This window comes from Aeromicrobium fastidiosum (assembly GCF_017876595.1).
Classification (GTDB): Bacteria; Actinomycetota; Actinomycetes; order Propionibacteriales; family Nocardioidaceae; genus Aeromicrobium; species Aeromicrobium fastidiosum.
In genome coordinates this window covers 2,866,329-2,892,382 of sequence record NZ_JAGIOG010000001.1, presented here as the reverse complement: position 1 = coordinate 2,892,382, position 26,054 = coordinate 2,866,329, and the positions used below count along the sequence as shown (strand labels likewise).

General features: G+C 68.4%; 26 protein-coding genes and 1 tRNA gene. 10 read left to right on the top strand and 17 right to left on the bottom strand.

The features are described from left to right. Positions 1-2: 2 nt before the first annotated feature. From JOF40_RS14365 to JOF40_RS14355, 3 genes are read right to left on the bottom strand one after another with little or no spacing between them, the layout of a single operon-like run. Complete coding sequence (locus JOF40_RS14365; protein WP_129184313.1) at positions 3-2,054, bottom strand: vWA domain-containing protein; 2,052 nt, start codon at positions 2,052-2,054, stop codon at positions 3-5. Beyond that, positions 2,047-3,447 (bottom strand): MoxR family ATPase, encoded by a 1,401-nt coding sequence (locus tag JOF40_RS14360; RefSeq protein ID WP_129184315.1) that lies wholly within the window; start codon positions 3,445-3,447, stop codon positions 2,047-2,049. Before JOF40_RS14360 ends, JOF40_RS14365 begins: the two co-directional genes overlap by 8 nt. Before the next feature lie 59 nt (positions 3,448-3,506). After that, complete coding sequence (locus tag JOF40_RS14355) at positions 3,507-3,917, bottom strand: hypothetical protein (RefSeq protein WP_129184317.1); 411 nt, start codon at positions 3,915-3,917, stop codon at positions 3,507-3,509. A 67-nt stretch (positions 3,918-3,984) separates the two neighbouring features. Here JOF40_RS14355 and JOF40_RS14350 point away from each other — a divergent pair, with 67 nt between their 5' ends. Together JOF40_RS14350 and JOF40_RS14345 are read left to right on the top strand one after the other, a co-directional pair. Beyond that, positions 3,985-4,719 carry a metal-dependent transcriptional regulator gene (locus tag JOF40_RS14350; protein WP_307800773.1) on the top strand — a complete coding sequence of 245 codons (735 nt, stop codon included), beginning with the start codon at positions 3,985-3,987 and terminating at the stop codon, positions 4,717-4,719. Between the two features lie 65 nt (positions 4,720-4,784). After that, positions 4,785-5,831: a sodium:calcium antiporter gene (locus JOF40_RS14345; protein ID WP_129184321.1), complete on the top strand. Its 1,047-nt coding sequence runs from the start codon at positions 4,785-4,787 to the stop codon at positions 5,829-5,831. Here the strand turns inward: JOF40_RS14345 and JOF40_RS14340 are convergent. Continuing rightward, positions 5,792-6,538 (bottom strand): Type 1 glutamine amidotransferase-like domain-containing protein, encoded by a 747-nt coding sequence (locus JOF40_RS14340; protein WP_129184323.1) that lies wholly within the window; start codon positions 6,536-6,538, stop codon positions 5,792-5,794. The genes JOF40_RS14345 and JOF40_RS14340 overlap by 40 nt on opposite strands. A 63-nt stretch (positions 6,539-6,601) precedes the next feature. Between JOF40_RS14340 and JOF40_RS14335 the strand changes: the two genes are divergently transcribed. Together JOF40_RS14335 and JOF40_RS14330 are read left to right on the top strand one after the other, a co-directional pair. Next, entirely contained in the window at positions 6,602-7,237 is a 636-nt protein-coding gene (locus JOF40_RS14335) for a potassium channel family protein (RefSeq protein WP_129184325.1), read from the top strand. Between the two features lie 165 nt (positions 7,238-7,402). After that, on the top strand, positions 7,403-7,771 hold the full coding sequence (locus JOF40_RS14330; protein ID WP_129184327.1) for a UBP-type zinc finger domain-containing protein: 369 nt from the start codon (positions 7,403-7,405) through the stop codon (positions 7,769-7,771). An 8-nt stretch (positions 7,772-7,779) separates the two neighbouring features. Here JOF40_RS14330 and JOF40_RS14325 read toward each other — a convergent pair whose 3' ends face one another. Next, entirely contained in the window at positions 7,780-8,295 is a 516-nt protein-coding gene (locus JOF40_RS14325) for a DUF7674 family protein (RefSeq protein ID WP_129185995.1), read from the bottom strand. A gap of 144 nt (positions 8,296-8,439) precedes the next feature. Further along, positions 8,440-8,763, bottom strand: coding sequence for a CPCC family cysteine-rich protein (locus tag JOF40_RS14320; protein WP_129184331.1), 324 nt, complete (start codon positions 8,761-8,763; stop codon positions 8,440-8,442). Positions 8,764-8,807: 44 nt separating this feature from the next. Between JOF40_RS14320 and JOF40_RS19775 the strand changes: the two genes are divergently transcribed. After that, complete coding sequence (locus JOF40_RS19775) at positions 8,808-9,389, top strand: ABC transporter permease (protein WP_129184333.1); 582 nt, start codon at positions 8,808-8,810, stop codon at positions 9,387-9,389. Here JOF40_RS19775 and JOF40_RS14310 read toward each other — a convergent pair. Then, positions 9,373-10,449, bottom strand: a complete 1,077-nt coding sequence (locus JOF40_RS14310; protein ID WP_129184335.1) for an SDR family oxidoreductase — start codon at positions 10,447-10,449, stop codon at positions 9,373-9,375. The two genes, JOF40_RS19775 and JOF40_RS14310, sit on opposite strands and share 17 nt — an antisense overlap. A 50-nt stretch (positions 10,450-10,499) precedes the next feature. After that, complete coding sequence (locus JOF40_RS14305; RefSeq protein ID WP_188111846.1) at positions 10,500-10,670, bottom strand: hypothetical protein; 171 nt, start codon at positions 10,668-10,670, stop codon at positions 10,500-10,502. 185 nt (positions 10,671-10,855) lie between these two features. Between JOF40_RS14305 and JOF40_RS14300 the strand changes: the two genes are divergently transcribed. Next, positions 10,856-12,052, top strand: coding sequence for a magnesium transporter (locus JOF40_RS14300; RefSeq protein WP_129184337.1), 1,197 nt, complete (start codon positions 10,856-10,858; stop codon positions 12,050-12,052). A gap of 196 nt (positions 12,053-12,248) precedes the next feature. Here JOF40_RS14300 and JOF40_RS14295 read toward each other — a convergent pair whose 3' ends face one another. The 4 genes from JOF40_RS14295 to JOF40_RS14280 all read right to left on the bottom strand — a co-directional run bounded on the left by JOF40_RS14295 (position 12,249) and on the right by JOF40_RS14280 (position 15,837). After that, the gene (locus JOF40_RS14295; RefSeq protein ID WP_129184339.1) at positions 12,249-12,818 is read right to left on the bottom strand and encodes a hypothetical protein; all 570 of its coding nucleotides are present in this window, start codon (positions 12,816-12,818) and stop codon (positions 12,249-12,251) included. Between the two features lie 1,054 nt (positions 12,819-13,872). Further along, positions 13,873-14,043 (bottom strand): hypothetical protein, encoded by a 171-nt coding sequence (locus JOF40_RS14290; RefSeq protein WP_188111847.1) that lies wholly within the window; start codon positions 14,041-14,043, stop codon positions 13,873-13,875. A 1,063-nt stretch (positions 14,044-15,106) separates the two neighbouring features. Beyond that, positions 15,107-15,394, bottom strand: a complete 288-nt coding sequence (locus JOF40_RS14285) for a ubiquitination-like system serine protease family protein (RefSeq protein ID WP_129184341.1) — start codon at positions 15,392-15,394, stop codon at positions 15,107-15,109. Continuing rightward, a complete protein-coding gene (locus JOF40_RS14280) occupies positions 15,391-15,837 on the bottom strand; it encodes a hypothetical protein (RefSeq protein ID WP_129184343.1) in 447 nt (148 codons plus the stop codon). The genes JOF40_RS14285 and JOF40_RS14280 overlap by 4 nt, the downstream gene beginning before the upstream one ends. A 1,179-nt stretch (positions 15,838-17,016) precedes the next feature. Here JOF40_RS14280 and JOF40_RS14275 point away from each other — a divergent pair. After that, positions 17,017-17,598, top strand: a complete 582-nt coding sequence (locus tag JOF40_RS14275; RefSeq protein WP_129184345.1) for a hypothetical protein — start codon at positions 17,017-17,019, stop codon at positions 17,596-17,598. Here JOF40_RS14275 and JOF40_RS14270 read toward each other — a convergent pair. The 4 genes from JOF40_RS14270 to JOF40_RS14255 form a co-directional block, all read right to left on the bottom strand. Next, a complete protein-coding gene (locus JOF40_RS14270) occupies positions 17,587-17,997 on the bottom strand; it encodes a hypothetical protein (RefSeq protein ID WP_129184347.1) in 411 nt (136 codons plus the stop codon). The two genes, JOF40_RS14275 and JOF40_RS14270, sit on opposite strands and share 12 nt — an antisense overlap. Before the next feature lie 78 nt (positions 17,998-18,075). Then, a tRNA-Leu gene (locus JOF40_RS14265) sits at positions 18,076-18,160 on the bottom strand. Positions 18,161-18,254: 94 nt separating this feature from the next. After that, positions 18,255-18,509 (bottom strand): DivIVA domain-containing protein, encoded by a 255-nt coding sequence (locus tag JOF40_RS14260; RefSeq protein WP_129184349.1) that lies wholly within the window; start codon positions 18,507-18,509, stop codon positions 18,255-18,257. Between the two features lie 150 nt (positions 18,510-18,659). Next, positions 18,660-19,940, bottom strand: coding sequence for a DUF445 domain-containing protein (locus tag JOF40_RS14255; protein WP_246152860.1), 1,281 nt, complete (start codon positions 19,938-19,940; stop codon positions 18,660-18,662). Between the two features lie 51 nt (positions 19,941-19,991). On the opposite strand from JOF40_RS14255, the gene ypfJ reads away from it, so the two are divergent. From ypfJ to hrpA, 3 genes are read left to right on the top strand one after another with little or no spacing between them, the layout of a single operon-like run. After that, positions 19,992-20,900 (top strand): KPN_02809 family neutral zinc metallopeptidase, encoded by a 909-nt coding sequence (gene ypfJ, locus JOF40_RS14250; protein WP_129184351.1) that lies wholly within the window; start codon positions 19,992-19,994, stop codon positions 20,898-20,900. Continuing rightward, entirely contained in the window at positions 20,897-21,670 is a 774-nt protein-coding gene (locus tag JOF40_RS14245) for a CPBP family intramembrane glutamic endopeptidase (RefSeq protein WP_129184353.1), read from the top strand. The genes ypfJ and JOF40_RS14245 overlap by 4 nt, the downstream gene beginning before the upstream one ends. Next, positions 21,667-25,287, top strand: a complete 3,621-nt coding sequence (gene hrpA, locus JOF40_RS14240; RefSeq protein WP_129184355.1) for an ATP-dependent RNA helicase HrpA — start codon at positions 21,667-21,669, stop codon at positions 25,285-25,287. The genes JOF40_RS14245 and hrpA overlap by 4 nt, the downstream gene beginning before the upstream one ends. A gap of 21 nt (positions 25,288-25,308) precedes the next feature. Here the strand turns inward: hrpA and JOF40_RS14235 are convergent, their stop codons facing one another. After that, the gene (locus JOF40_RS14235) at positions 25,309-26,004 is read right to left on the bottom strand and encodes a GAP family protein (protein ID WP_129184358.1); all 696 of its coding nucleotides are present in this window, start codon (positions 26,002-26,004) and stop codon (positions 25,309-25,311) included. Positions 26,005-26,054: the final 50 nt, after the last annotated feature.

The following is a 26,054-nucleotide window of genomic DNA, read 5'->3' as shown; positions in this document are numbered from 1 at the left end:
AGTCAGCCGGCCCAGAAGCCGCGACCGCCGCCCCACATCCCGTCGAGGCCACCGCCTCCTGCTCCCCCGCGGGACGTGCGTGAGCCGAGGTACGAGCCGACCACCGCGGCCCCCAGATCGTCCAGCTCGGGAGCGACGACCGTGCCGCCCGCACGGTGCGCCATCGACTGGATGAACCGGGCCAGGCCCGGGTCCTCCCCCAGACGGAAGAACGTCGTCTGCGCACCGAGCCGCGTGGCATTGTCGAGCTCGCGCACGGCGTAGGCGATCGTCAGCGGATGCGGCGGGTACTCGAAGTAGACCTCGCCGCTGCTCTCGAGGTGCGACGTCGGCTCGCCGTCGGTGACGATCAGCAGCACCGGCTGGGCGTTGGGTTGCTTGCGGAAGTGCCGGTTGGCCAGCAGCAGCGCGTGGTGCAGGTTGGTGCCCTTGGCGTACATCGCGTCGAGGCCCGTGAGCTGCTCGATGTCCATGACCTCGGCATGACGGCCGAACGCGATGAGCTGCAGGTCGTCGCCGCGGAACCGACTCTTGATGAGGGTGTGCAGCGCGAGCGCGGTGCGCTTCATCGGCACCCAGCGACCGTCCATCGCCATCGAGAACGAGGTATCGACCAGCAGGGCGACGCAGGCCTGCGTGCGGGCCTCGGTCTCCTGCACCTCGACGTCGCCGATCTCGATCCGGACGCCGGCACCGGTTGTCCCGCCCTCACCCGCCGTGCGGGTCAGGGCGTTGGTGATCGTGCGGGTGACGTCCCACGGCTCGGTGTCGCCGAACGCCCACTCGCGGGTGGCGCCCGAGCGCTCGCCGGCGGCACCCGACTGACGGACGTCGCGGGCGCCGTGGCGTCCGGACATCTTGTTCGCGACGTCGCGCAGCAGCGCCTTGCCCAGCTGCCGCATGGCCTTGGGCGTCAGCTTGAGCTGTCCGTCCGAGCCGCGCTTGAGCGTGCCGGAGTCGCGCAGCGCCTGCTCGAGCTGCTGCAGCGTGCGGGCGTCGACGGCGGCCTCCGGTCCGAGCTGCTGGGCCAGCTTGTCGAGGTCGAGATCGTCCATCCGGGAGCCGTTGTACGACTGGGCGAGCTGCTCGGCCAGCGAGTCGAGGTCGGCGATGTCCTGGAACACACCGGTGCCGTCACCGAGGCCCAGGCCCTCGTCGCCGTCCATGCGCTCCGAACCGCCCCAGTCCTCGCCGGGACGCATCGCCTGCAGGTTGCCGTCGAGCTGTGCGAGCGACTGCATCAGCTCGGGCGAGCCGAACGCCTCCTGGGCCAGCTGGTCGAGCTCGGCCCGCTGCTCGGCGGTCATCGAGTTGCGCATCCGCTGGGCCGCGGCCGAGCGCTGCGCGAGGGTGTCGAGCAGCTCGTCGACGGTCTGCGGGTTCTCGGGGAAGAACTGTCCGTGCTTGGCCATGAACTCGTCGAACTGCTCCTGCGTCCCCTCACCGCTGCGGTGCTGCTCGAGCAGCTGGTTGAGGTCGCCGAGCATCTCGTTGATCGCGGCGCGGTCCTCGTCCGTCGCGTTCTCGAGGGCGTCCTTCATGCCGGCGAAGCGCTGGTCGAGCATCTCGCGGCCGAGCAGGTCCTTGATCTTCTCGAAGTCCTCGCGGGCCTCGCTGCTCCTCCAGTCGTAGCCGTTGAGCTCGCTGACGGCCGCCGCTGGCGACGGCGGCAGGTTGTCGAGCTGCATCTCGGCCAGGGTGCGGTCGGCGTCGTCCATCTCGACGTCGCGGGCCAGTTGGCCCCGCTCGGCCAGCACCGCCTTGTCGAGCAGCTCCTTGATCTCCTGCAGCGTGCCGTCGAGATTGTGCTTCTGCGCCAGCTCGCGGCGCTTGTCCTGCACACGACGCGCAAGGTCGTCGAGCCCCGTCTGGTCCTGGCCCCCGCGACGCAGGAACTCCCGCATCGCGAGCTCGGGCGAGTAGCCGGCCATGACGTCGTCGCCGATCTGCGCCAGCGCCTCGGTGAGGTCGACCGGCGGTGCCAGCGGATCGGGGCCACCCTCGTACCTGCCGTAGCGGGACGCGCGGGTGAGCCTGCGATTGGCCCTAGCCATAGATCGTCTCGCCGCCGCCGCTGTCCTTGCTGATCTGGCGCGAGAGGAAGAGCCCCTCGAGCGCCAGCTCGATCGCACCGGCACGCTGGCCGTCGTTGGTCGCGCCGAGGCGGTCGCCGACCTCGTCGTACAGCTCGGACTCGCCGAGGGTCGGCAGCCCGGTGAGGAAGTCGCGGGCCGTGACCTGCTCGCCCGTCGTGACCATCGCGCCGTTCTCGATCGCCTCGACCAGCAGCGTGAAGTCGATGCCGCGGAAGTGCTCACGGACGGTCTGGGCCGTCGCGGTGCGCAGCAGGTGGTCGAGGATCTCGTCCTCGCGCCCCTCCTCGCCCGACTCGAACTCGATCTTGCCCCCGAGCACGTCGACCGCGGTCTCGAGGTCGACCGGACGGGCCACGGCGACGTCCTCTCCCTGGCGGGTGGCGCGGTGGATCGCCGCGGCGGCGATGGTCTCGGCACCCGCGATCGCGAAGCGTGCGCTGACGCCGCTGCGCTGGTCGACCGCGGACGACTCGCGCAACGCGCGGGTGAAGCGGGCCAAGATCTCGACCAGGTAGTCGGGCACCTCGGCGACGAGCTCGGCCTCCTGCCGGATGACGGCGACCTCGTCGACCAGCTCGGTCGGGTAGTGCGTGCGGATCTCGGCACCGAAGCGATCCTTCAGCGGCGTGATGATGCGGCCACGGTTGGTGTAGTCCTCGGGGTTGGCGCTGGCCACGACCAGCACGTCGAGCGGCAGCCGCAGCACGTAGCCGCGGATCTGGATGTCGCGCTCCTCCATGACGTTGAGCATCGCGACCTGGATGCGCTCGGCGAGGTCGGGCAGCTCGTTGATCGCGACGATGCCGCGGTGGCTTCGCGGGATGAGCCCGAAGTGGATGGTCTCCGGGTCGCCCAGGCTACGGCCCTCGGCGACCTTCATGGGGTCGACGTCGCCGATGAGGTCGGCGACGGACGTGTCGGGGGTCGCCAGCTTCTCGGCGTACCGCTCGTCGCGCGAGCGCCACGCGACCGGCAGGTCGTCGCCCAGCTCGGCGGCCCTGCGCAGGCTGCCGGTCGTGATGGGCTCGTACGGGTGCTCGCCGAGCTCGGACCCGTCGATGACCGGCGACCACTCGTCGAGCAGGCCGACCATCGTCCGCAGCAGGCGGGTCTTGCCCTGCCCGCGCTCGCCCAGCAGGACGATGTCATGCCCCGCGATCAGCGCACGCTCGAGCTGCGGGATGACGGTCGACTCGAAGCCGTGCAGGCCGGGCCACGGATCGCGGCCCTCTCGCAGTGCGGCGAGGAGGTTGTCGCGGATCTCGGCGCGCAGGGTCTTGAGCACGTGCCCGGAGGCGCGCAGCTCGCCGGCGGTCGAGATGGACGGGGCGGGAGTCGTGGGTGCAGTCACCCTTGAAACGCTACTCCGGCGCGCAACGGTGGAGGGCGCTCCAGCCGTCGCCGTCGCGGTCAGTCAAGCACGCCCAGCGACTCGAACATCGCGCGCAGCGCCTTCTGACCCTGGGCGTAGGCCCCGACGCTCGGCATCCCCCGCCACGAGACGTACTGAGCGTCCCTGACCGACGGAGCGTCGGCGATCCCATGACCCGACTCGAGCAGCGCCGTGAGCTCGTCGGAGGGCCGGGGTGACGTCCTGCCGCCGACCGCCGTGAGGATCGACGCCTTCTCGCCCTTGATGCTGACGGTCAGGATGCCCATGCCCTTCTTGACCCGGACGTCGCTCACAGGCGCCTGCCACACGACTTGCAGGTCGTTGGACTGCAGCGTGAGGTGGCTGCCGTCGGACGTCAGGGCTCCGGGGCGGGCGACGCCCATCAGGTAGTTCTCGCGGTAGTAGACGAACGCACGCACGGTATCCATGCCGCGAGTGTTCCAGCAGCGGTCAAGCGCGCTGTCGTATCCTCTCGGGGTGGCCAACAGACGCAATGTGGTTGCGGTCGAGGACTGCCTGAAGGCGATCTTCTCAGTCGGCGAGTGGGACGAGAGCGCACGCACCGTCGGTGACATCGCGGCCCGACTCCGCTCATCGACGTCTTCGGTCTCGGAGATGGTCAAGCGCCTCACGGACGACGGTCTGGTCGAGCACGAGCGCTACGGTGCCGTCGCTCTCACGGATGCCGGCCTCGCCCGGGCCCTGCGGATGGTGCGACGCCATCGGCTGATCGAGACCTACCTCGTCACGGCACTCGACTACGGCTGGGACGAGGTGCACGACGAGGCGGAGGTGCTGGAGCACGCGATCTCCGACCTCATGCTCGACCGGATGGACCGGCGGCTGGGTCACCCGTGGCGCGATCCCCACGGCGACGCGATCCCGACCGCCGACGGCGTCCTGCACCGGCCCGTCGCGCGTCCCCTCGGCGAGCTCGGCGAGGGCGAGGGCGGGCACGTCGTCCGCATCGACGACGACGACCCCGAGCTGCTGCGCTGGTTCGCCGAGCACGGCCTGGTGCTCGACGTCGGGTTGACCGTGACGGGCCTCAAGCCGTTCGGCGGTGCCACTGAGGTGCGGGTCGACACCGCGGACGGGTCGACGACCCTCGACCTGGGTTTGCAGGCCGTCGCCGCGCTCTGGATCGGCTCGACTCCGCCCGTCAACCGGGCCGTCGCGGACGGTTGCCACTACCCGTCGTGCGAGCACGTCGGAGCCGAGAGTTCGTAAACCCGAACTCTGCTGTTGGGGAGACGCCGTTTGCCCCGGCCCTGCGCGCCCATAGCGTCGGACGCATGGTCCACGTGCTCCTGCTGGTCGTCTGCGCCGTCGCGATCTACCTGTCGTGCGAGTGGTTCGTCAACGCGATCGAGTGGCTCGGCGTCCGCATGAAGGTCGGCGGCGTCGCCGTCGGCACGATCCTCGCCGCAGCGGGCACCGCGCTGCCCGAGTCGGTCGTGACTCTCATGGCGGTGCTGTTCGGCAGCGAGAAGAACGGCAACGACATCGCCGTCGGTGCCGCGATGGGCGGCCCGCTCGTCGTCGGCACGCTCGCGTACGCCGTCACGGGAGCCATGCTGTTCCTGCGGTTCCGCAAGACCCGGGCCAAGGCGCTGGCGATGGCCGGCCCGGGCGACTCCGCACCGGCGGGCCACGACCTGCGCGTCGACGAGGGCATCGACACCCGCCGTCTCGCCCGCGACCAGGTCTGGTTCCTGAGCATCTTCGCGTTCAAGGTGGCACTCGGCCTCGTCGCGTTCGCGATCAAGCCGTGGCTCGGCCTGCTGTTCCTCGCCGCGTACGGCGTCTACTTCTACCGCGAGATGACCAGCGACGGCGAGGACGCGTCGGCGGATGACCTCGAGCCGCTCAAGCTGCGTCCGAAGACCGCGACCCCGGGCACGTGGTTCGTCGTGGCGCAGACCATCGGCTCCCTGGTCGTGATCTTCGCGGCATCGCAGGTGTTCGTGAAGCAGCTCGAGTGGGCCGGCCCCGCCCTCGGGCTCCCGGCCGTCGTCGTCGCCCTGCTGCTGTCGCCCATCGCGACCGAGCTGCCCGAGATCATGAACGCGATCATCTGGGTGCGCCAGGGCAAGGCCAACCTCGCGCTGGCCAACATCTCGGGCTCGATGATGATCCAGGCAACCGTTCCGTCGGCGATCGGCATCGGCTTCACGAGCTGGAAGTTCGACACCCCGCTGATGCTCGCCGGCTTCGCGACACTCGCCTCGGTCGGCTACCTGCTGTGGGTCATGCACCAGAAGTCGTTCACTGCGGCAAAGCTGTTCTACGCGGGCGGGTTCTATCTGGTCTTCGCGGCCGGACTGGTGCTGACGGTCTGATTGGGCAGCACTCGAACCGGGAGGTCGATCTCGACCGCCCGGTCGTGGTCCACCCGCTCGACGCGGAAGGCAGGCTTGCCGGGACGCTCCGACACCGCCTCGACGAGGGACCCGTCGCGGAACAGCAGGGCCGTGAAGTCGTCCACCGCATACCCGTCACCGAGCGACCCATCGGCGACCCAGCCCACGTACTTCTCGCGCCGCCCGGGCTCGCCGAGGTAGTGCGGGCACGCCGTCGCGTCGATCAGGCCGAGCCCGTCGGTCAAGGGTGCGAGCGGCCCGAACGAGTCGGTCGACGAGCCGGCGAACCAGCAGTTCATCCCCGCGCTGACACCGGCCAGGATCGTGCCGTTCGCCGCCGCCTCGACCAGCAGGTCGGGCAGGCCGTGCAGCCGCCACACCGCCAGCAGGTTCGCGGTCGAGCCGCCGCCCACGTAGACGACGTCCTGCTCCAGCAGCATCGCCGGGTCGCTCCATCCCCACGGGTCGTGGCTGAACAGCGACAACACCGACGTGTCCGCTCGGCCCGCGAAGGCGGCCTCGAACGACTGGCTGTAGCCGTCGGCGTCGCCGCTCGCGGTGGGGACGAAGCAGACCCGCGGACGACTGCGGCCCGTCAGCTCGAGCAGGAAGTAGTCGATCGCGGACGTGCCGTCGTCCGACATCGAGAAGCCACCACCACCGAGCGCGAGCACTGTGCCGATCATGACCGGAGGCTAGCAGCGATGGCCATGCTGAACAGCCTGTCGTGAACCAGCGACAATGGTGTGATGAGTCGTGTCGAGCGTTGGGAGCGCCGTTCCGAGATTCCGCTGCTGCTGCTCGCTGTCGCCTTCCTGACCGCCTATGCGTGGCCGGTGCTCGACCCGCGCCTGGACACGGGGTGGCGCGAGTTCTTCAGCATCGTCTCGTGGACCGTCTGGGTCGCCTTCGCCGTCGACTTCATCGCTCGCCTGTCGCTCGCGGACCGCCGCGGCGAGTACGCGATCAGCCACTGGTACGACGTCGTCCTCATCGCTGTGCCGATGCTGCGCCCCCTGCGTCTGCTCAGGCTGCTGGCGCTGGTGCGCATCATGGATCGCTCCGCATCGAACACCCTGGCCGTCCGCGCTCTCGTCTACGTCTCGGGGTCCGCCGTCGCAGCAGTCCTGCTCGGGGCCGTGGCGGTGCTCGATGCCGAACGCGATGCATCGGGAGCCAACATCTCGAGCTTCGGCGACGCCGTGTGGTGGGCGTGCGCCACGGTGACGACGATCGGCTACGGCGACTTCTACCCCGTGTCCACCGAAGGACGTGCGGTGGCAGTCGTGCTCATGGTCGTGGGCATCGGTGTCGTCGGAGCGATCACAGGTGCCGTGGCAACGGCCATGATGACCCGGGCGCAGCACGAACGCGCCGACTCGTAGCTCGAGCGGGACGACCTGCTCGACGACCGCGCCTCGGGCGTCAGTGACGCCGTGGGCGGACCGTCCACCCGGCATGATCCGCGCTCAAGACGGGACGTGAGCGAGGTCGGCAGGTAAGAATGGCGTCGGCACCCCAGCCGGGTCGAGCCAAGACCTTCGGGAGGAATGACCGTGCAGATCGACACCGACGACCTCGTCCCCGAGGTGCCGCCCACCGGCACCGGCTGTGTGGAGTGCGAGCAGACCGGCGGCTGGTGGTTCCACCTGCGACGCTGCGCGCGGTGCGGGCACATCGGCTGCTGCGACGATTCACTGTCGCGCCATGCGACTGCCCACTTCACCGAGACGGGCCACACCGTGATGCAGAGCTTCGAGCCCGGCGAGGACTGGTTCTGGGACTTCGCGTCGCAGAACGCCTTCGACGGCCCCGAGCTCGTCGCACCGCACCACCACCCCGTGACGCAGTCCGCGCCGGGGCCTGCCGAGCGTCTGCCCGCCGACTGGCAGGACATCCTCGTGCGCCGCCAGGACTGATCAGCCGGTCACCCGGCGAAGCTGATGCCCGCGTGTCGCATCTTCCACCACAGGATCGGGTGCCTCAGCTTCCAGCGGTACGTCGGCCGCCACGATCCGTCCGGCTGCGGAGGACCCCACAGTCGTCGTTCGCGGCGCTCGGCCTTGGCCTCGTAAGCCATCTGACGTCGCAGCTCGGCCCTGACGTGCTTCGGCCACGAGTCGACGAACGCGGCCATCTCCTCGGTGCGGAAGCCGAGACTCTCGGCCGGCGGCCACGCCTCGCCGTCCTCGCCCCGGTCGTACTGCGGCTCGAGGAAGCCGATGCTCACGCAGGTGCCGGCGTAGCCGTCGCCGCTCGCGAGCCCGGCCTCGAGCTCGTCCATGATCCGCAGGGCGAGTTCAGTGTCGCCGCGCAGCGCCGCCTCGGCGACGAAGCTCGCCAGCTCGCCGCAAAACGGCATGACCGCGGGTTCGGTCCACTGCTGACGGATGCGTAGGTCGATGTCGGCCGTCTCGGGCGCGACCTCGATGATGCGCGCCATCATCGTCTCCGCCGCATTCGACGGCGGTCGTCGCGGCGCAGGCCCGGTGCGCCTGTTCTCGGAACGGCGGAAGTACGTCGGCCGCCACCAGTACAAGGCTTCGTGATGCTCGGGCCACGGGACGTTGTCAGGGTCGTCAGGTCCTCACTCGAAGTCGTCGAGCTCGGGGTCAAGGACCCGCCACCCGGCCTCGCGCTCCTCGCCCGGCCAGGGATCGCGCGTCTGCGGGACGAACGCCTGCGCGCACGCTCCGACCTCGGCGAAGGTGCGCTGAGCCTCGATCAGGCTGATGCCGTTCGGCCCGTCGGTCATGGTCGGCCAGCGCAGCTGATCGCCGGCGTCCTCCCAGAAGCACACGGGGCACAGGTCGTAGTCGCCAGCGCCCTCGAGCGTGCGGTGGCCGCAGCACGGACAGAGCCACGCCCCGTGACTGTCCGGGGCGTTGGTCGGTCGTCGCCAGCTCGCCATGGCCGCAATCTACGCGACGGGGTTCGCCGCGGCACACTGCTCGTATGAGCACCCTCGACCCGGCACGTTCCGCCGCTGCGGTGGCGGTGCTCCTGGCCATCGCGTTGCTGACCGTCACCGTCGCCGGCGTGCGCGTGCGGGCCGACGCCGTCGTGGCGGTCGCCCGAGGAGCCGTCCAACTCGTCGTCGTGGCGCTCGTCATCGCGTTCGTGTTCCGACACCCCGGATGGGTCGTGCTCTACCTCGGCGTCATGGTCGTCGCCGCGACGGCCACCTCCGCGCGGCGCATCGGCTGCGACGCCCGCGACTGGGGCGAGGTCGAGGGATGGCTCGCCCTCGGGGCCACTCCGCGGCAGGCCACCGCGGCACTGGGTCGGGTGGCAGCCGGTCGCGCGCTGATCCCGGCGATCGACCAGACGCGCAGCGCCGGGCTCGTCACGCTGCCCGGCGCATTCGTCGGCCTGCTGCTGGGCGGCGCCTCCCCCGCGGAGGCGGCCGAGGTCCAGCTGCTCGTCCTCGTCGGCCTGCTCGCGGCCGAGGCCGTCGCGGCCGTCCTCACGGCCCGCCTGCTCGGTGGGTGGGTCGGGACGACCCGTCCCGAGCCGGGGACTACAGCGGCGGGATGAGGTTGCGACGTCGCAGGTCGTCGAAGACCCGCGCGAAGCAGTCGACCGTCGTGCGGCTCTCCTTGAACCCCGCCTGCCGGCTGCGGCGCATGTCGGTCAGGCACTCGAAGTCACGGCCCAGATCAGCGTCGGTGTGCCACCACGAGGCCAGCTGGTCGACGTCTTCGACGGCCAGACCGTGGCGTTCGCTGACGACCTGCCAGTCGTCCGCCGCCCCGGCCACCTGCTGCTCGAGGGGACGCGGCGCATCGGCGAACCCCTCCGGCTCGACGCCGAGCAGCTCGGCGATGCGGGGCCACATCCAGCGCCAGCGGAAGACGTCACCGTTGGCGATGTTGAACGAGGTGTTCGCCGCCTCGGGCGTCGTCGCGGCCCACTGCATGTGCTCGGCCAGCAGGCCGGCGTCCGTCATGTCGGTCAGACCGTCCCACTGGGTCTGCGAGCCCGGGAACACGAATGGTCGGCCGTGCTCGCGGCAGATCGCCGCCTGGACGGCCAGGGTCTGCGCCATGTTCATCGCGTTGCCGACGGCGGTGCCGATGACGGTGTGCGCACGGTGGACGCTCCACGTGAAGCCGTCGCGCGCCGCGGCCTCCCAGAGGACGTCCTCCTGGGCGTAGTAGAAGTTCGGGTACGGGAGGCGCTCCTCGTCCTCACGGAAGGGGGTGTCGCGCACCTCGCCCTTGCCGTACGCCTCGAACGGGCCCATGTAGTGCTTGAGGCCCGTCATCAGCGCGACGTGCTGCACCGACCCGGCAGGCCGGACGGCGTCGAGCAGGTTGCGGACGATCGCGCTGTTGACGGCGATGTTCTCGTCCTCGGTCGCACCCCGCACCCAGGCCGTGATGAAGACGTGCGTGAACGCCTGGCCCGAGAGCGCCCGACGGGTGTCATCGGCCGACTGCAGGTCGACCCGCACGTCTGTCACCCCGTCCAGGTCGAGCGTCCGGCTGCGGGACAGGCCCGTGACGTCCCAGCCCTCACCGACGAGGCGCTCGGCGAGGGCGGTGCCGGAGATGCCGGTGGCTCCGACGATCAGTGCATGAGGGGAAGACGTCATGCTCTCCACGGTCTCAGACCGTCCCAGGTACGCGAGCTGGCTTCACGCAGTCAAGCGACCGCGGACCCGAACTGGCGTCCAATCGCGTACGTGAGCGCGAAGCCTGTCGCGTGGATGACCCGCAGGGGCGAACCGGACGAACGGACCTCGTCGACCGCGACGCGCAGTGCGCTCGGCTGCTTGTCGACGATCGCGACGACGACGGGTTGGGTGGTGGTCATGGCTGCTCCTGAGGACGGTGTGCCTCCACCGTGCCCCCGCAAGCCGATCAGCAGCACGGCCCATCGACCGTGATCGTGTGGACGAAGGTCCCCGCCTCGGGGACGTGCCGTGACGCGCAAGAAGGCAGGCATCGCGATGATCCAGGCCAACATCTAAATTCGTGACCCCACGGACAAGGAGTCGCATGCCTGACAAGACTGATGACACGTTCAGCCCTGACTGCGGATGCACCGACGGGAATCTGGTGTGCGCACATCACCAGAACCTGTACGCGTACAAGCAGGCGTTCGCAGGTAGAACGACCGCCCGTCTGCCTGTCCTGACGGTTCGACCCACGCTCAGGACGTTCTGGTCCGAGTTCGACGGCTCGCGAAAGTTCCTCCTGGCCATCCTCCTTCTCGGGATCCCCACGATCGCGTTTCTCAGGGGACTTGGCGTTGTCGCGACTCTCCTTCTCATCGCGACGCTCATAGGAGCATGCGCGCTGCCCGTCGCCGGCATGTTGGTGAAGAAGCTGACGCTGGATCCAGCCAACGGGGCCGTCAGGTCCCGGAACTGGAGAGGCAAGACCGTCACCCTGCGAGTCGACGATGAGATGCAAGCCGCAGCGTTCCAGTACCTCGCGCTCGGCGTGACCTCGTTCGCGGCCAACGTGGTGCTCTGGACTCCGAGCGGATTCGCGCGACTGGACCAGCGGCAGTGGGGCGTGGACAACCTGGACGACATCGTGTTCGTGCTGGGCGTGCGAGTCGGTGGCGTCTACGGCGACGAGGACATCGCACGGGAGTTCCCCGGCGTCGTGCCAGCAGCCGTGATGCACCCCAGGACTACGGCTGCCATCGGCATCGTCGTGGCGTTGTTCTTGGTGATCGGAATCGGTGCCATGGTGGCGGCGTTCAATCCCGACCACGAGGACGATGACGTCGGAGGCCAGCGCCGGGAGCCGACGTCCGTCGAGGTCAACGGGCCGAAACCCACGTCGCTGCCACCTGAAGTCGTTGCCAGGCAGGACGCCCTCGACGAGTCGCTCAAGAAGGCGCTCGCAGGAAAGGTGTCCTGGGAGTCCGAGAGCGCGTTCCGTCCTTGCGACGAGCAGCCCGGATGGCAGAGGGAGAATCGCTACTCGGTGCAGGAGGGAGCGCGATTCCCCGGCGACGAGGTGACTGAGGCGTTCGACGCGGCGGTCCGGGCGTCTGGCCTCGTGCCGGTGCCCGATGACAGAGCAACGAATCTCAGCACTGTTCTGAGCACCGAGTACGACAGCCCGACGGGAGCGGGCGCGCGCGCATACATCTCGGCGTTCGAGGCGACGTCGTCCTACGACGCCACGTCCGGCGTCAGCGTCTTCACGCAGAGCGACTGCGTCATCACCCCGAGGTGATTCACCTCGTCGACCACGACAAACATCCCCCTTCCGAAGGAGGAGGGATCAGGTCGAGGCCATGGCGGCCGGTTTCGCTGGGACCGGTCGTCGTGCACCGTGGCGAGCCGACGGTCGAGGTACGCGGCCGCAGCAAGAGGCGTCATCGTGAGGCAGCCCGGGCTCGCGCCCCCGCCCCGCAACGCGGGGGTCTTGGTCAGCGCTCAGTCGTTCCCAGGTACATGTCGAACAGCCCAGCGCTGTCCTCTGGTGCCTTGCCCGGCTTGGGCTCACCGACCACGTACACCTCCGCCGTGAACGGGATGCGTGGGCGGCCGGGAACAGTGCGGGCGAACACGAGGCTCTCGCTTCCCCTGGATTCGCACAGCTGCTGGGCGGTCTCGGGCGTGAACGGCTGGGTGCTTTCCTCCGGAACGACGCTCATCGTCTGCATCTTGGCCTGGGTGGCCCACGCGACTGCGCTGTCGCACACTTCCTGCGGTGTCATGGTCAGGCTGAACTTTGCTGCGGCATGTACCGAAGGGTCGTCGCAGTAGGCCTGCAGCTTGGGGCACACTCGCGCCCGCTTCCAGGTCTCGACTGCACCGGTCGGGTAGGAGAAGACCCGTTTGGCGTCCGCCACGTTCTGCTTCTGTTCCTTGGCTTCGACGGAGTGGGAGGTCGCCTTCTGGATGGCCACGACGGCCGCCAGAACGCCGCTGACGAGGAGTGCGGCCAGGCACAGGACAACAGCCATGCGCGTTGACAGGGTGTTGGGTCTGGCCATCGTGTCCACCTTCTGACGTGCGCGGTCCCTGGAGCAGGACGGTCCGTGTGGCCGCTCTGCGTGCAACGGTCTGCCGCAGCCGCGGCCCCGATGATGTTCGCACGTGACCGTGCCCACCGGCGGCACCCCGGCAGCCGCAACGACCTACAGAGACGCGCCGCGAAGGAAACACCCTGACAAGCGATCCCCAACGCAGTCAAGGACCCCGCCCACACAAACAACCCCGCCCAGACCGTGGTCTGAGCGGGGTTGTGTTCTTGTGTCCGAGGGGGGACTTGAATTCGTTTGGATGCCGTAGCGCCAAGTCAGCAGTGAAGCGTTCTGCACTAGAATTGCAGCATAAAAGTCAGTGCATAGACGACCTAAGCTCCACGAGGCGGCGCTGCGTGAGCACACGGGACACACGGATTCGGACATAGATTTCGAAGGTCGTGCATCTCGCTGGATGAGATAGCCCGACGGTAAGACTGAACGACGACTCTCGTCACCCTCGGCGTGCCGTGACATGTACCTATTCACATGCATACGCTGGATCGAGCACGACTGTCGGAGCGCGGCGATAGCGTTTATCCATGCCGACACGCCGTCTCAACAACCCCTTCTCGGATCAACCCCGCCGCGTACTGGATGTGTCACGGGGCCTCTGCGCGTGCTGCCAGCTCCCATTCAGGGCGAAACCTCAGGACGAGAATGCCGGTCGGTCTTACTGCGACGACTGTCGTGAGCACTACGCAATTCATGGCGAATCATCGGAGAGACGAGAGACGCGGTTGGTCACCGATTTCGACCGAGTCCGAGAGTTTTACCACCAGATGCGAAAGCTCCTGAACAGAAACGAGCGGGAGCTGAAGGAGGCGCGGACCAAGGTCCGGTTCGCACTTCGATCTCGTGATCAATGGCAGGCCAAGGTCGAGTTCATCGGTAAGACGCACAAGCCTCGCGATCAAGGGGGCGGGTGCATTTGCGGCTCCGTCGACTGCCGGGTGCTCTACGCGATAGAACACGTGACCGCCTCACCACATGAGTGACTGCCAACCCGCTGCTGCGTCCACTCTCAGTGGGCTCGGACGGAGAGCTTCTGCCATCCGTCGGGGACGCGGGCGTCGAGCTGGGCGAGGGCGGCGTCGTAGTCGTCGGCGGTTTCGGTGAGGACTTCCATGGCGAGGCTGTCGCCCTTCTTGGCTCCTTCGGCGGGGCGAGTGCGGATAGTGGCGGTGAGCTGCATGACTGCGACGGTAGGGGCCGATTGCGACAAATCGGTCGCAGCGGAGAACCCCCAGATGTGCTGTCGCGATCGACGACAGCGAACGACTGGCTCGTCCTACAAGTGCGAAAGCTGACCGTGAAGATAGTCATCCCGAATGGCGCGAGGCTCTAGGGCATCGAGTCCTTCCTGCCAGCTTGATCCGGTAGCGCGTGTCGGTGGATTAGTGGACCGACGGGCGCGACGAGGCCCCGAGGGGCCAGCGGTATCGATCACCATCGTGGTGCTCGTCCCGCTTGAGCATGTACTTGGTGCCACGCGCCCTAAAGAATCCCCACAATCGTGAAATTTCCAGAACACGTCGCGATGCACCCCGGTCCCGATACGTTCTCCCCGTGCCCCGACGACACGCCGCAAACGGACCTCCTAGAATCCTCACGAAGTCAGACCGTACCGCCGTCGCGTGGCTCTTAGTCGCCGTCGTGGCCATCCTTGCGCCGGCGATCGCTGCTAAACAGAAAGCCTACGAGTCAGGGGCCATACCTCGGCCCAATTTTGACTACAGAGACCCGCGTCCCTTCCCCGGCTCGATCATCTCATTTGAAAGCACTGGACGAATCGTCGTGCTCGTAGCGGCGGAAATCGGAGATCGCCGACACTGGTACTGCCAGCCGTCGACCACGCCCGACACTGCCCAATGCCTGCTATCGGCTGACGAATACAGGGACGTGGTAGGTGGCTACACCGAAGACTTGACGTCGCTCATCGATCCCTCCGCGAACCAAGATGACGGCAATTCGCTGGATCTACCGCAATGGGTGCCGACAGTCGGATCAGGTCTCGGATACCTCATCATCTTCGTAGTACTGCTCCGCTGGGTCGCGGCAACGCTTTGGGAGGGATGGAAGTCGCGCGAAGACGTTGAGGCCGCGCTTGCTTCCGTCCGAAATACCCCGAAAAGGTGGCGCCGGTGGCGGCGAGCACGTCACGAATCGCGTCGTCACAAACGATCAGCCTAGATTCACCAGCATGCTGTCCTCGACGGCGAAGCCGATGAAGGCGGCGAGGTTGCGGACGAACCTCATCAGCACGACCGCCAGACGCCGTCGGTGACGAAGCCGTGCGTGCCGCAGTCGTCGCAGAGGATCGACGGCTGGACGGTCGCCGGGCTGTCGGCATCGGACCGGGTGAGCGTGTGTCCACCCTCGAACTGCAGCCGCGGCGCGCACACGATGACACCTCGGCCACCACGGTCACAGACGTGCTCGAAGGACACGACTCCGGCCGGGTACGTCAGCAGCGCTTTCGCGTCCCCGACCTCCTCGCGGCGGTCCCAGCCCTCGCGCACCACGACTACCGGCGAGTCGCTCACGGCAGCTCATCGTCGAACGCTGCGGACTCGTCGCCGAGCGCGAGCTCTGGCTCCAACTGGTTGGCGGCCGGCCGGTTCGGGACGGCACACGTGCCGACAACTGTCGCGACGATCGCCACGACGGTCAGCACCTTCTTGACCGGGGTGTCGGAGGCGTAGACGGCCAGCAGCGCGGTGGCGACGGACCCGACGAGCGCGGCGACGGCCTTGGCCATGCGGCGGGTGAAGTTCTTGACCTGCGGGTTGGGGAGCTCGAGGACGCAAACGATGTCGCGGCCGACCTTCGCGATGTCGTTGACGATCGCGGGGATCCGCTGCTCGATCGTCTTCGCGCCGCGGACGAAGTCGAAGCCGGCGAGGTTGCGGAGGTCGATCCCGAACCACGCAGGCGCGGCCGGAGCGAAGACGGGCGGCTTCGGGGTTGCCGTGACGGGGTCGGGCATGAGGCGGACGCCGTCGCCTGTGACGATGATGTAGCCGACGAGCTTCTTGCCTCAGGCCCGCTCGGCGTCGGCGACCTTCACGCGACCCCACCGGCCGTTGCGGGGCTGGTCCGTGGAGATCTCGTACAGCCCCCCGCCGCCGTCGGCCTTAATGGCGACGTGGCCAGCCTTGCCGCCGTTGGTCGTCGCGCCCTTCCGGGGGGTGTGGAACAGCAGCGCGCCGGCAGGGATCTTCGTCGGGTCGGACGTCTTGACGACCTTGCCGTGCTCGACCGCCGCGAGCCAGTAGTTGTAGGCCCACGCCTTGCCGTTGCCCTCAAACGTCCACGGGCCCGAAATCGGGAGCGGCGGGTTGTACGCCGGGTTGATGCACTCGGCCAGGCACGAGCCGATCTGGTCCGACCTACGCCTTCGCGCGCGTGAGCGCCTGGGCTGGGGTGTTCGTCATGACTGCCTCCTAGGCATGGGTGGGAGCCCGACGTCGAAGACGGCAGGCTGAGGGTGAAGAGCGGGTCAGTCTGTGGCAGCTGCGGGCTTGAGCGGCCCGTAGCGGCGGTGGTACTCGTCGAGCTCGGCGCGGACACTGCGGACCTCGGTACGCAGATCGGCGAGGTCGTCGTGCGCTGCGCGCAGCTCGGCACACAGGGGGCGAGGAGCTCGACAGCGGTCTCGCTGATGACGGCGACGGCGTCGGCTCCGGTCTTGGTGGTCTGCGCGTCGTCGTGTCGGTTCTGTGCGCGGGCGCGGGCGCGGAACAGCGGCGGACGTGCACGAACTCTGAATGCCGCACGAATGGGCCGAGACGCAGCCAGATGCTCTCCGACTCGGTATAGCTTGCGTCCCGGTTCGTCGGAGGTCTCGGCTACTTTCGATGGATGAGTGTCCGATATGACCGTCAGAAGACGCCGTTCAAATGCCCCGAGTGCGGATCCGAGATCAAGTTCGTCAAGCAGTTCTTCGCGACGGCTCAGACACGTGGCGAAGAACTGCGATGGAGTAGGTATGAATGCGATCTCGCACCGAACGAACATGACGTCAGTGGCGTGGTGATCTAGCGCCCACACGTCGCCGCTGGTCGAAACAGAACGCGTAGGGCCGGACGTGCGGTATGAATGCCGAATGCACGCACCAACGCCGACTCCGCCCAGCGCGCCATCGCCAGTTGAGCCAATTCGGGTCGTGCTTGAACAACCAGACACAGGACTTGGCTACTGGCTCGAACTGCTAGCTCAAGGCTCGCTTGCCGCCTTGGTCGGACTTGCTGGCGCTTTACTGGTCTTCACGCTGACCAGACGAGGTGAGGCAAAGGACTCGAGACTCGAGGCCGACGCTGTAGATAACCGCGCGCGCCTAGCACGAGTATCCGAATCGATCGCCGCTGTAGTGTCGGCCGGGTATGCGGCTGTCCGCGTGATTCGCGAGCCTGGCACATCGGCGGAAGACAAGCGCGCTGCTGCGGAACCATACCGAGAGTCGCTCACGCTCTTTGTAGTGCGCGAGATCGGAGACCATCCGCACGTCGCTGGATGGGTGAGCCTTCAGGGTCAGCGGTTTGCGGGCTATAAGGGCGACACACTGAAAGACGGCTCGAAAGCAAGCAAGCACATTGCGCAGATGATCGCGGCGCTGTCCCGATGGCGTGCGCAGGGCGCTGAAGATGCGGCGTTCGAGAAGAAAACCCCGGATGTCGAAGACTACGTACTGAAGGTGCTTGGTCTGTACCAAGAACCACCTGCTGCCGAGCCCCTGTCAGGCGGCTGACCCCTGCCCTCCGAGATCACCAAGGCTCACGATCACGCGCTGGATGGACATGCGTTCGATGTCGTCGAGGCGCTGGTGGGCGAGCGGCCTCGACCAGGCGCGCTCGTAAATCCGGCGGCAGGAGATCTTCGTCCCTGCTGTGACATTCGCCAGAGTGTCGAAGTAGTCGTTGGCGTACTCCTCGAGCGTGACTACCCCTGTGCTGTTGCGCCGGTTGTCGTCTCGCTCGGTAGCTTCCTTCCAGCCGAGAGCGTCGAGTTCTTTGCGGAAAGTGTCGGCTTGAGTACAGGTTGCGAATGTCCGCGATGTGGGATTGACGGCGCGTCCTTCGCCCTCGCGGTAGCGAACCCTGAATCGCTCGCAGCCAGCGCTGGTCGTGTTGGACTTCACTGCAATCACAAGACCAGTTTAGGCGTCCGCGTGCCCGTGGTGTGCATGCAAAAAGGCCTGACCGGCGTTTCCGCAGGTCAGGCCTTGTGTCCGAGGGGGGACTTGAACCCCCACGCCCCTAACAGGGCACTAGCACCTCAAGCTAGCGCGTCTACCATTCCGCCACCCGGACATGCGCTCGAGACGAGCGCGGTGCAGCACTGAACTCTAGCAAAGGGTCAACCGGACGCCGAACCCCGGTGTCCCCGCGAGCGCTCTGGTGGACGTCAGATGCGCGGGTGCCCCTGCGATGCCAGGGTGAGCAGCTGCTCGAGGTGGCTGTCGACCTCGTCCATGTCGTAGCCGGGACGCAGCCGGACCGGGGCGAACCGTACGCTCTCGATGCGGTCGGCGAGCTCGTTGTTGGGCAGCCGTCCGTCGAGCAACGGGCGGACGCCCGCCAGGAACCCGTCGACGTCCTCGATGCGGTATCCCTCCCTCAGCCGGACGCGGGTGAAGGATGGATTCGACACGGAGCTCATGGTTTCAGCCTGCCATGCCGGGGTAAGTCAGCCATCGCACGGCATCTGTTTGAGATGTCCACACTGTGACGCCCGTCACCCACAGTTCACCCGAAGTTACCCACAGGTTGTCCACACTTGTGGACTGAGTCTCCAGACAGGGTCGAGGGTTCAGATCACCGTCGAGACGGCATGGATGACGAGACCGGCCAGCCCGCCCACGACGGTGCCGTTGATGCGGATGAATTGCAGGTCGCGGCCGACGTGCAGCTCGATGCGGTCGGCGGTCTCCTTGCCGTCCCAGCGGTTGACGGTCGCCGAGATGATCGTCGCGACCTCGTGCCCGTAGTTGTTGACGGCGTAGGCGGCGATGTTGGAGATCGTCGTGTCGACGCGGGTGCTCAGCTGCTCGTCGTCGATGAGCCGGCGGCCGAACCGCTCGATCTCGTCCTTGGCCCGCGTGCGGAGCAGGCCGGTCTCGTCGCCGAGCGACCCGATCATGGCCCGGCGCAGGGCGTCCCACAGCGCGATCGACGTCGAGCTGACCCGGTCCTGCGTCAGCATGCGCACCTTGAGCCGCTCGAAGCGCTCCATCGTGTCGGGATCGTGCTGCAGGTCGGCCGCGAGGTCGCGCAGCCAGCTGTCGAGCGCGATGCGTGCGTTGTGGTCGGGGGTTCGGCCGATCTCGGCGACCCACTCGACGACCTGCTCGTGCACCCACGTCGACACCCGCTTGTCGAGCCACTGGGGCGTCCACGACGGTGCCCGGTTCTCGATCAGCGCCGCGACCTCGTCGTGGTTGTGGTCGAGCCAGCGCGCCAACTCGTCGACGGCGAGGTCGACGAGCCCGCGGTGGGCGTCGTCGCGCAGCACCTCGTCGAGCAGCTGGCCGACGACGGGGCTGAGCTCCTCCTCCTTGAGCCGCGGGATGAGCGCCTCCTGGATCACCGCGGCCACATCGGACTCCTTGACCTGCCCCAGTGCGTCGGACAGGATCCGCGACCCCTCACGGACGATGCGGTCGGCGTGCCGTCCGTCGATGACCCACTCGCCGACCCGCCGACTGACTCCCGCCGAGCCGATGCGCTCGCGGATGACGTCCTCCTTGAGGAAGTTGTCGGCCACGAACTCCTGCAGGCTCTCCCCCAGCGATTCCTTGCGGTTGGGGATGATCGCGGTGTGCGGGATCGGCAGCCCGAGCGGGTGACGGAACAGCGCCGTGACCGCGAACCAGTCGGCGATCGCGCCGACCATCGCGGCCTCCGAGCCCGCGTTGACGTAGCCGAGCCAGCCCGTGTCGTGCTCGCGCGTCAGCACGTAGACGACGGCGGCGAGCACCAGCAACGACAGGGCCAGCGCGCGCATGCGGCGCAGCCCCTTGAGGCGGAGGGCGTCGCCCGCCGACATCTCCTCGGGCAGCGCGAGTCCGGGGGCGGTCTGTGTCGTGGTCACACGGCAACTATCCCGGGTCCGAAGCCATCTCGCTGCGTAGACTCCTCACCCATGAGCTTCAACGACGGCGCCAAGCTGGACACGAGCCAGGTCACCGGCGGTGGATCCCGAGGAGGGCTCGCGATCGGCGGCGGCATCGGCGGTCTCGTGATCACGCTGGTGGCGGTCTTCCTCGGCGTCGACCCGTCGGTCATCACGGGTGCCACCAACGGGAGCCCCTTCGACACGAGCCAGGTGGCCACCGGCGGCACGGAGTCGACCACGACGTTCGACCAGTGCAAGACCGGTGCCGACGCCAACCGCGACACGACGTGCCGCATCATCGGGACGGTCAACAGCGTCCAGGACTACTGGACCGAGGCACTGCCAGCCGACGTCAGCCGTCAGTACCGCGCCGCCAAGACCGTCATCTACCAGGGCCAGACCCAGTCTCCGTGCGGCACGGCGTCCAACCAGACCGGCCCGTTCTACTGCCCGTCCGACGAGCGCATCTACATCGACGCGAGCTTCTTCGACGAGCTGGAGTCGACGTACGGCGCCGACGGCGGTGCGCTCGCCCAGGAGTACGTCGTGGCGCACGAGTACGGCCACCACGTCGAGAACATCCTCGGTCTGCTCGAGAAGGGCCAGGACGGCAAGACCGGCCCGAGGAGCGGCGGCGTCCGCATCGAGCTGATGGCCGACTGCATGGCCGGCGTGTGGGCGAAGAACGCCTCGACCACCGAGGACGCCGACGGCAACACCCTGCTGAAGCCACTGACGCAGGCCGACATCGACTCGGCACTCTCGGCGGCCTCCGCGGTCGGCGACGACCACATCCAGGAGGAGCTGGGCGGCGGAAGCGTCAACCAGGACACCTGGACACACGGCTCCAGCGAGTCGCGCCAGAAGTGGTTCACGGCCGGGTACGACGCCGGCACCGTCAACTCCTGCGACACGTTCGCCACCGACGACCTGTGACCTCGTCCGACCCCACCCGGGCCACCGACAGGCGGCTCGCGGTCGAGACCTGGATCGTCCTGGGCCTGTCGCTGGGCGCCTCCGGCGTCTACGCGGTGGTCAGCCTGATCCGCAAGGCGACCCTGCCCGGTGGCATCGAGGGCCAGACCGCGACGCTCAACGCGTCCCGAGACAACCGCGAGGTCTTCGACTTCGTCTACCAGGTGCTGGGCATCGGGTTCGCGCTCGTCCCCGTCGCGCTCGCGCTGTACCTGCTGTCGCTCGACCCCGTGAAGGAGCGCGTCAGCGAACGGCTCGGCCTCGACCGGCACCACCTGCGGTTCGACGTCCTGTGGGGCATGGCGCTCGCCGCGGTCATCGGTCTGCCCGGGCTCGGTCTCTACGGCATCGGACGCCTGTTGGGCATCACAGCCCAGATCATCCCGGCCCCCGACATCGCCTACTGGTGGACCGTCCCGGTGCTGATCCTCGCTGCGCTGCAGAACGCGATCCTCGAGGAGGTCATCGTCATCGGATACCTCATGACGCGCCTGACGCAGCGCGGCTGGGGCACGGCCGCGACGATCGTCGCAGCGGCGGCCCTGCGCGGCAGCTACCACCTCTACCAGGGCGTCGGGCCCGGCATCGGCAACTTCGTGATGGGGCTGGTCTTCGGCTATTGGTTCCACCGCACCAAGCGCGTCATGCCGCTCGTCATCGCGCACACGATCCTCGACGTGGTGGCGTTCGTCGGCTACTTGCTGCTCGCCGATAGGCTCGGACTGAAGTGAAGATCGAGTACCCAGCCGCGCTGCCCATCTCCGAGCGGCACGACGACATCGCCGCCGCGATCCGCGACCACCAGGTCGTGGTCGTCGCTGGCGAGACCGGCTCCGGCAAGACCACGCAGCTGCCCAAGATCGCCTACGAGCTCGGACGCCGCTCGATCGCGCACACCCAGCCGCGCCGCATCGCCGCGCGGTCGGTGGCCAAGCGCATCGCGGACGAGTGCGAGGTCGAGCTGGGCGGCGAGGTCGGATACGCCGTGCGCTTCGACGACCAGACCAGCGAGTCGACGGCCATCCGGCTCGTCACGGACGGTCTGCTGCTGGCCGAGCTGCAGCGCGACCGGCGGCTCTCCCGCTACGACACGATCATCATCGACGAGGCCCACGAACGGTCCCTGTCGATCGACTTCCTGCTCGGCTACCTCAAGCAGCTGCTCCCCCGCCGCCCCGACCTCAAGGTCGTCATCACGTCCGCCACGATCGACGTCGAGCGCTTCGCGGAGATGTTCGACGCCCCGATCATCGAGGTCAGCGGACGTACGTTCCCCGTCGAGATCCGCTACCGGCCGCTGGCAGAGACGGGCGCCGACAACGAGCTCGACGCCTTGGCGCACGCGGTCGAGGAGCTGTTCTCGACGGGCTCGAAGGACGGCTCCGGCGACATCCTCGTGTTCATGTCGGGCGAGCGCGAGATCCGCGACGCGGCCGAGTTCCTCAGCGGTCGCAAGTACCCGCGCACCGAGATCCTGCCGCTGTACGGACGCCTCGCCGCCGCCGACCAGCAGAAGATCTTCAGCTCCCATGCCGGACGTCGCATCGTGCTCGCGACCAACGTCGCCGAGACGTCGCTGACGGTGCCGGGCATCCGCTACGTCATCGACCCGGGCTTCGCCCGCATCTCGCGGTTCAGCCAGCGACTCAAGGTGCAGCGGCTGCCGATCGAGCCGATCTCCCAGGCCAGCGCCTCGCAGCGCGCCGGGCGGTGCGGTCGCGTCGCCGACGGCATCTGCATCCGCCTGTACTCCGAGGAGGACCACGACGGCCGTCCGGAGTTCACCGACCCGGAGATCCAGCGCACCAACCTGGCGTCGGTGCTGCTGCAGATGGCCTCGCTCGACCTCGGCGACATCAAGGACTTCCCGTTCCTCGACCCGCCCGACTCGCGCGCCGTCAGCGACGGACTCAACCTGCTGTACGAGCTGGGTGCCCTCGACACGTCCACGAAGGGCAGCACCCGGCTGACCAAGATCGGTCGTCGCATGTCGACACTGCCGACCGATCCGCGTCTCGCCCGGATGCTGCTCGCCGCCGACCGGCTCGGCTGCCTCGGCGACGTGCTCGTGATCGTCGCCGCGATGTCGATCCAGGACCCCCGTGAGCGTCCCCTCGAGCACCAGCAGGCCGCCGACGAGAAGCACCGCCGGTTCCGCGAGCCCGACTCCGACTTCCTGTCGTACCTGACGCTCTGGAAGTACGTCCGCGAGATGCGCGACGAGCTGTCGAGCTCGGCGTTCCGCCGGCTGTGCCGTGACGAGTACCTGCACTGGCTGCGCATCCGCGAGTGGCAGGACGTCCACTCCCAGCTGCGCCGCACCGCCAAGGAGCTGGGCCTCAAGCCCGGCGCTGTCGGCGCCGACCCCGACCGCATCCACCAGGCGCTGCTGTCGGGCCTGCTGTCGCACATCGGGCTGAAGGACGCGGACGGCCGGGAGTACCTCGGCGCGCGTCAGGCCAAGTTCATGATCTTCCCGGGGTCGGGGCTGGCCAAGAAGACCCCGCGCATGGTCATGGTCGGCGAGCTCGTCGAGACCGGACGCCTGTGGGGTCGCACCGCGGCCAAGATCCAGCCCGAGTGGGTCGAGGCCGCCGGCGAGCACCTCATCAACCGCTCGTACAGCGAGCCTCACTGGTCGACCCGCCGCGGTGCCGTCATGGCCCGCGAGAAGCTGCTGCTGTTCGGCATCCCGCTCGTGGCCGACCGGCTCGTGCAGTTCGGCCGCATCGACCCCGTCACGTCGCGCGACCTGTTCATCCGGCACGCCCTGGTGCAGGGCGAGTGGAAGACGAACCACGCCTTCTTCGCGGCCAACCAGCGGATGATCGCGAGCGTCGAGGAGCTCGAGGAGCGCCTGCGCCGCCGCGACCTGCGGGTCGACGACGACACCCTCTACGCGTTCTACGACCAGCGCGTGCCGGCCGACGTCGTGTCGACCCGCCATTTCGACACGTGGTGGAAGAAGACCCGGCAGACCCAGCCCGACCTGCTCACGTTCGACCCCGCGATGCTGTCGCACGGCACCGACGACGCTGACGAGGAGTTCCCGCGCGAGTGGCACTCCGACGGCGCGTCCTACCCGCTGACCTATGCCTTCGAGCCCGGCATGAGCGACGACGGCGTGACGGTCGACCTGCCGCTCGCCCAGCTCATGGTCGTCGACGACCGCGCCTTCGACTGGCACGTGCCCGGGCACCGCGTCGAGCTCGTCACCGAGCTGGTCCGGTCGATGCCCAAGCGGCTGCGTCGCGAGTTCGTCCCTGCCGGTCAGTTCGCACCCCGCCTGGTCGAGGCGATGGACCCGGGTGCGTCCGACCTCAGCGCCGAGCTCGCCCGGCAGATGCGGATGCTCAACGGCACCGTCGTCTCCCCTGACGACTTCGACTTCGACGCCCTGCCGTCACACCTGCGCGTCACGTTCCGCGTCGTCGACGGTGCGGGAATGGAGCTCGGACGTGGCAAGGACCTCGCAGCGCTGCGCAGCGAGCTGTCGAGCCACGTGCGAGCCGACCTGACCAAGGTCGCCCGACAGGAGGAGCGGTCGGGCATCCGCTCGTGGGACGTCGGCACGATCGAGCCGACCATCACGGCGGGGCAGGTCACGGGCTACCCGTCGCTGGTCGACGAGGGGACGTCGCTGGGGCTGCGCATCCTCGACACCGCCGAGGAGCAGCAGGTCGCGATGGTCAAGGCGCAGGCACGGCTGCTGTCGTTCAGCCTCGCGACACCCGTGCCGCAGCTAGGCCGGTCCCTCGACCTGCACGCCAAGCTGCTGCTGTCGACCGGCCCGCACGGCGATGCCGCCGCGGTCATCGAGGAGTGCTGGCTCGCGGCGCTGGAGTCGCTCGTGGTGCGTCACGGCGGGCCGGTGTGGGACGAGGCCACGTGGTCGCTGCTGCACGATGCCGTCCGCCCCGAGGCGTACGGCACGACCGAGCGGGCCGTGCAGGGCGTCATCGCGACGCTGCGGGCGCTCGGCGACGTGACTCCCCTGCCGTCCACCGAGGCGGGCGAGGACGTCCGCGTGCAGCTGTCGTGGCTCATCTACCCCGGCTTCATCCGCGACGTCGGTGTCGACCAGCTGCGCCGCCTGCCGCTCTACCTGCAGGCTGCGGCCAAGCGGCTCGCGGCGCCGTTGACCGACGACCTGCTGGCGGCTCAGGACCTCGAGGCCCGCTTCCACGCGCGGACGGCCGAGCTGTCGGTGTGGGCGCGGCTGTCGCCGCGGGTGCAGCACGTGCGGTGGGCGCTGGAGGAGCTGCGCATCGGCCTGCTCGCGCAGGGGCTGCGCACGGCGTTCCCGGTCTCGGTCAAGCGCGTCACAGCCCTCGTCGACGCGCTCTGAGCTGGCCGGCCCCGGCCAGTCTCAGAGGACGCCGAGGGCTTGCAGCGCCGACGACGCGATGAGGACGCCGATGATGCCCAGGATCCATGCGGTGTTCTCCTGACCCGTGCGCGCCATCCAGTCGTTGATGCGTCGCAGCACCGGCTCGACCTGGCGCGCAGCGCCGATGCGACCGGCCAGCAGGAGCAGCGCCGGCAGGATCATCACGAGGCAGTAGCCGACGAGCGTCGCGACGATCGCGGCACCGGACAGGTCGGAGGTGCCGATCAGCCCGATCGCGGCGAGGTACGGCACCATCGACGCCGCCTCGATGAGCGCCGCGGTCAGGGCGAGCGCCATGAGCCCACGCACCGAACCCTCGTCGCCGACGGCACGCTCACGCCAGCGCATCAGGCGTCCGGATCCGTCCCGCTTCTTGCGCATGCCCACCCACAGACCCGCGCCGAGCAGCGCGGCACCGAGCACGACCTGCGCCACCTGCACGGGCCGGGTGTCGAGGGCGTCGGAGATCTCGTCCGAGAAGCTCGCGACACCGGCGACGAGCAGCAGGCCGAGGGCAAGGTAGAACGTCGCCACTGACGCGAGGAACACGAGGATGCGTCCGGGCCGCAGGCGTCCCGGTGCCAGCATCAACCAGATCGGGATCAACAGCGTCCCGAAGCTCGTGCTGTCGACGAGCGCGAGAAGGGCCAGCGTCCCGAGCAGAGTGACGGTCATGCCGTCAGTCCACCAGGACGCTGGCCCTCGCGCATCGGCCGAGCGACTAC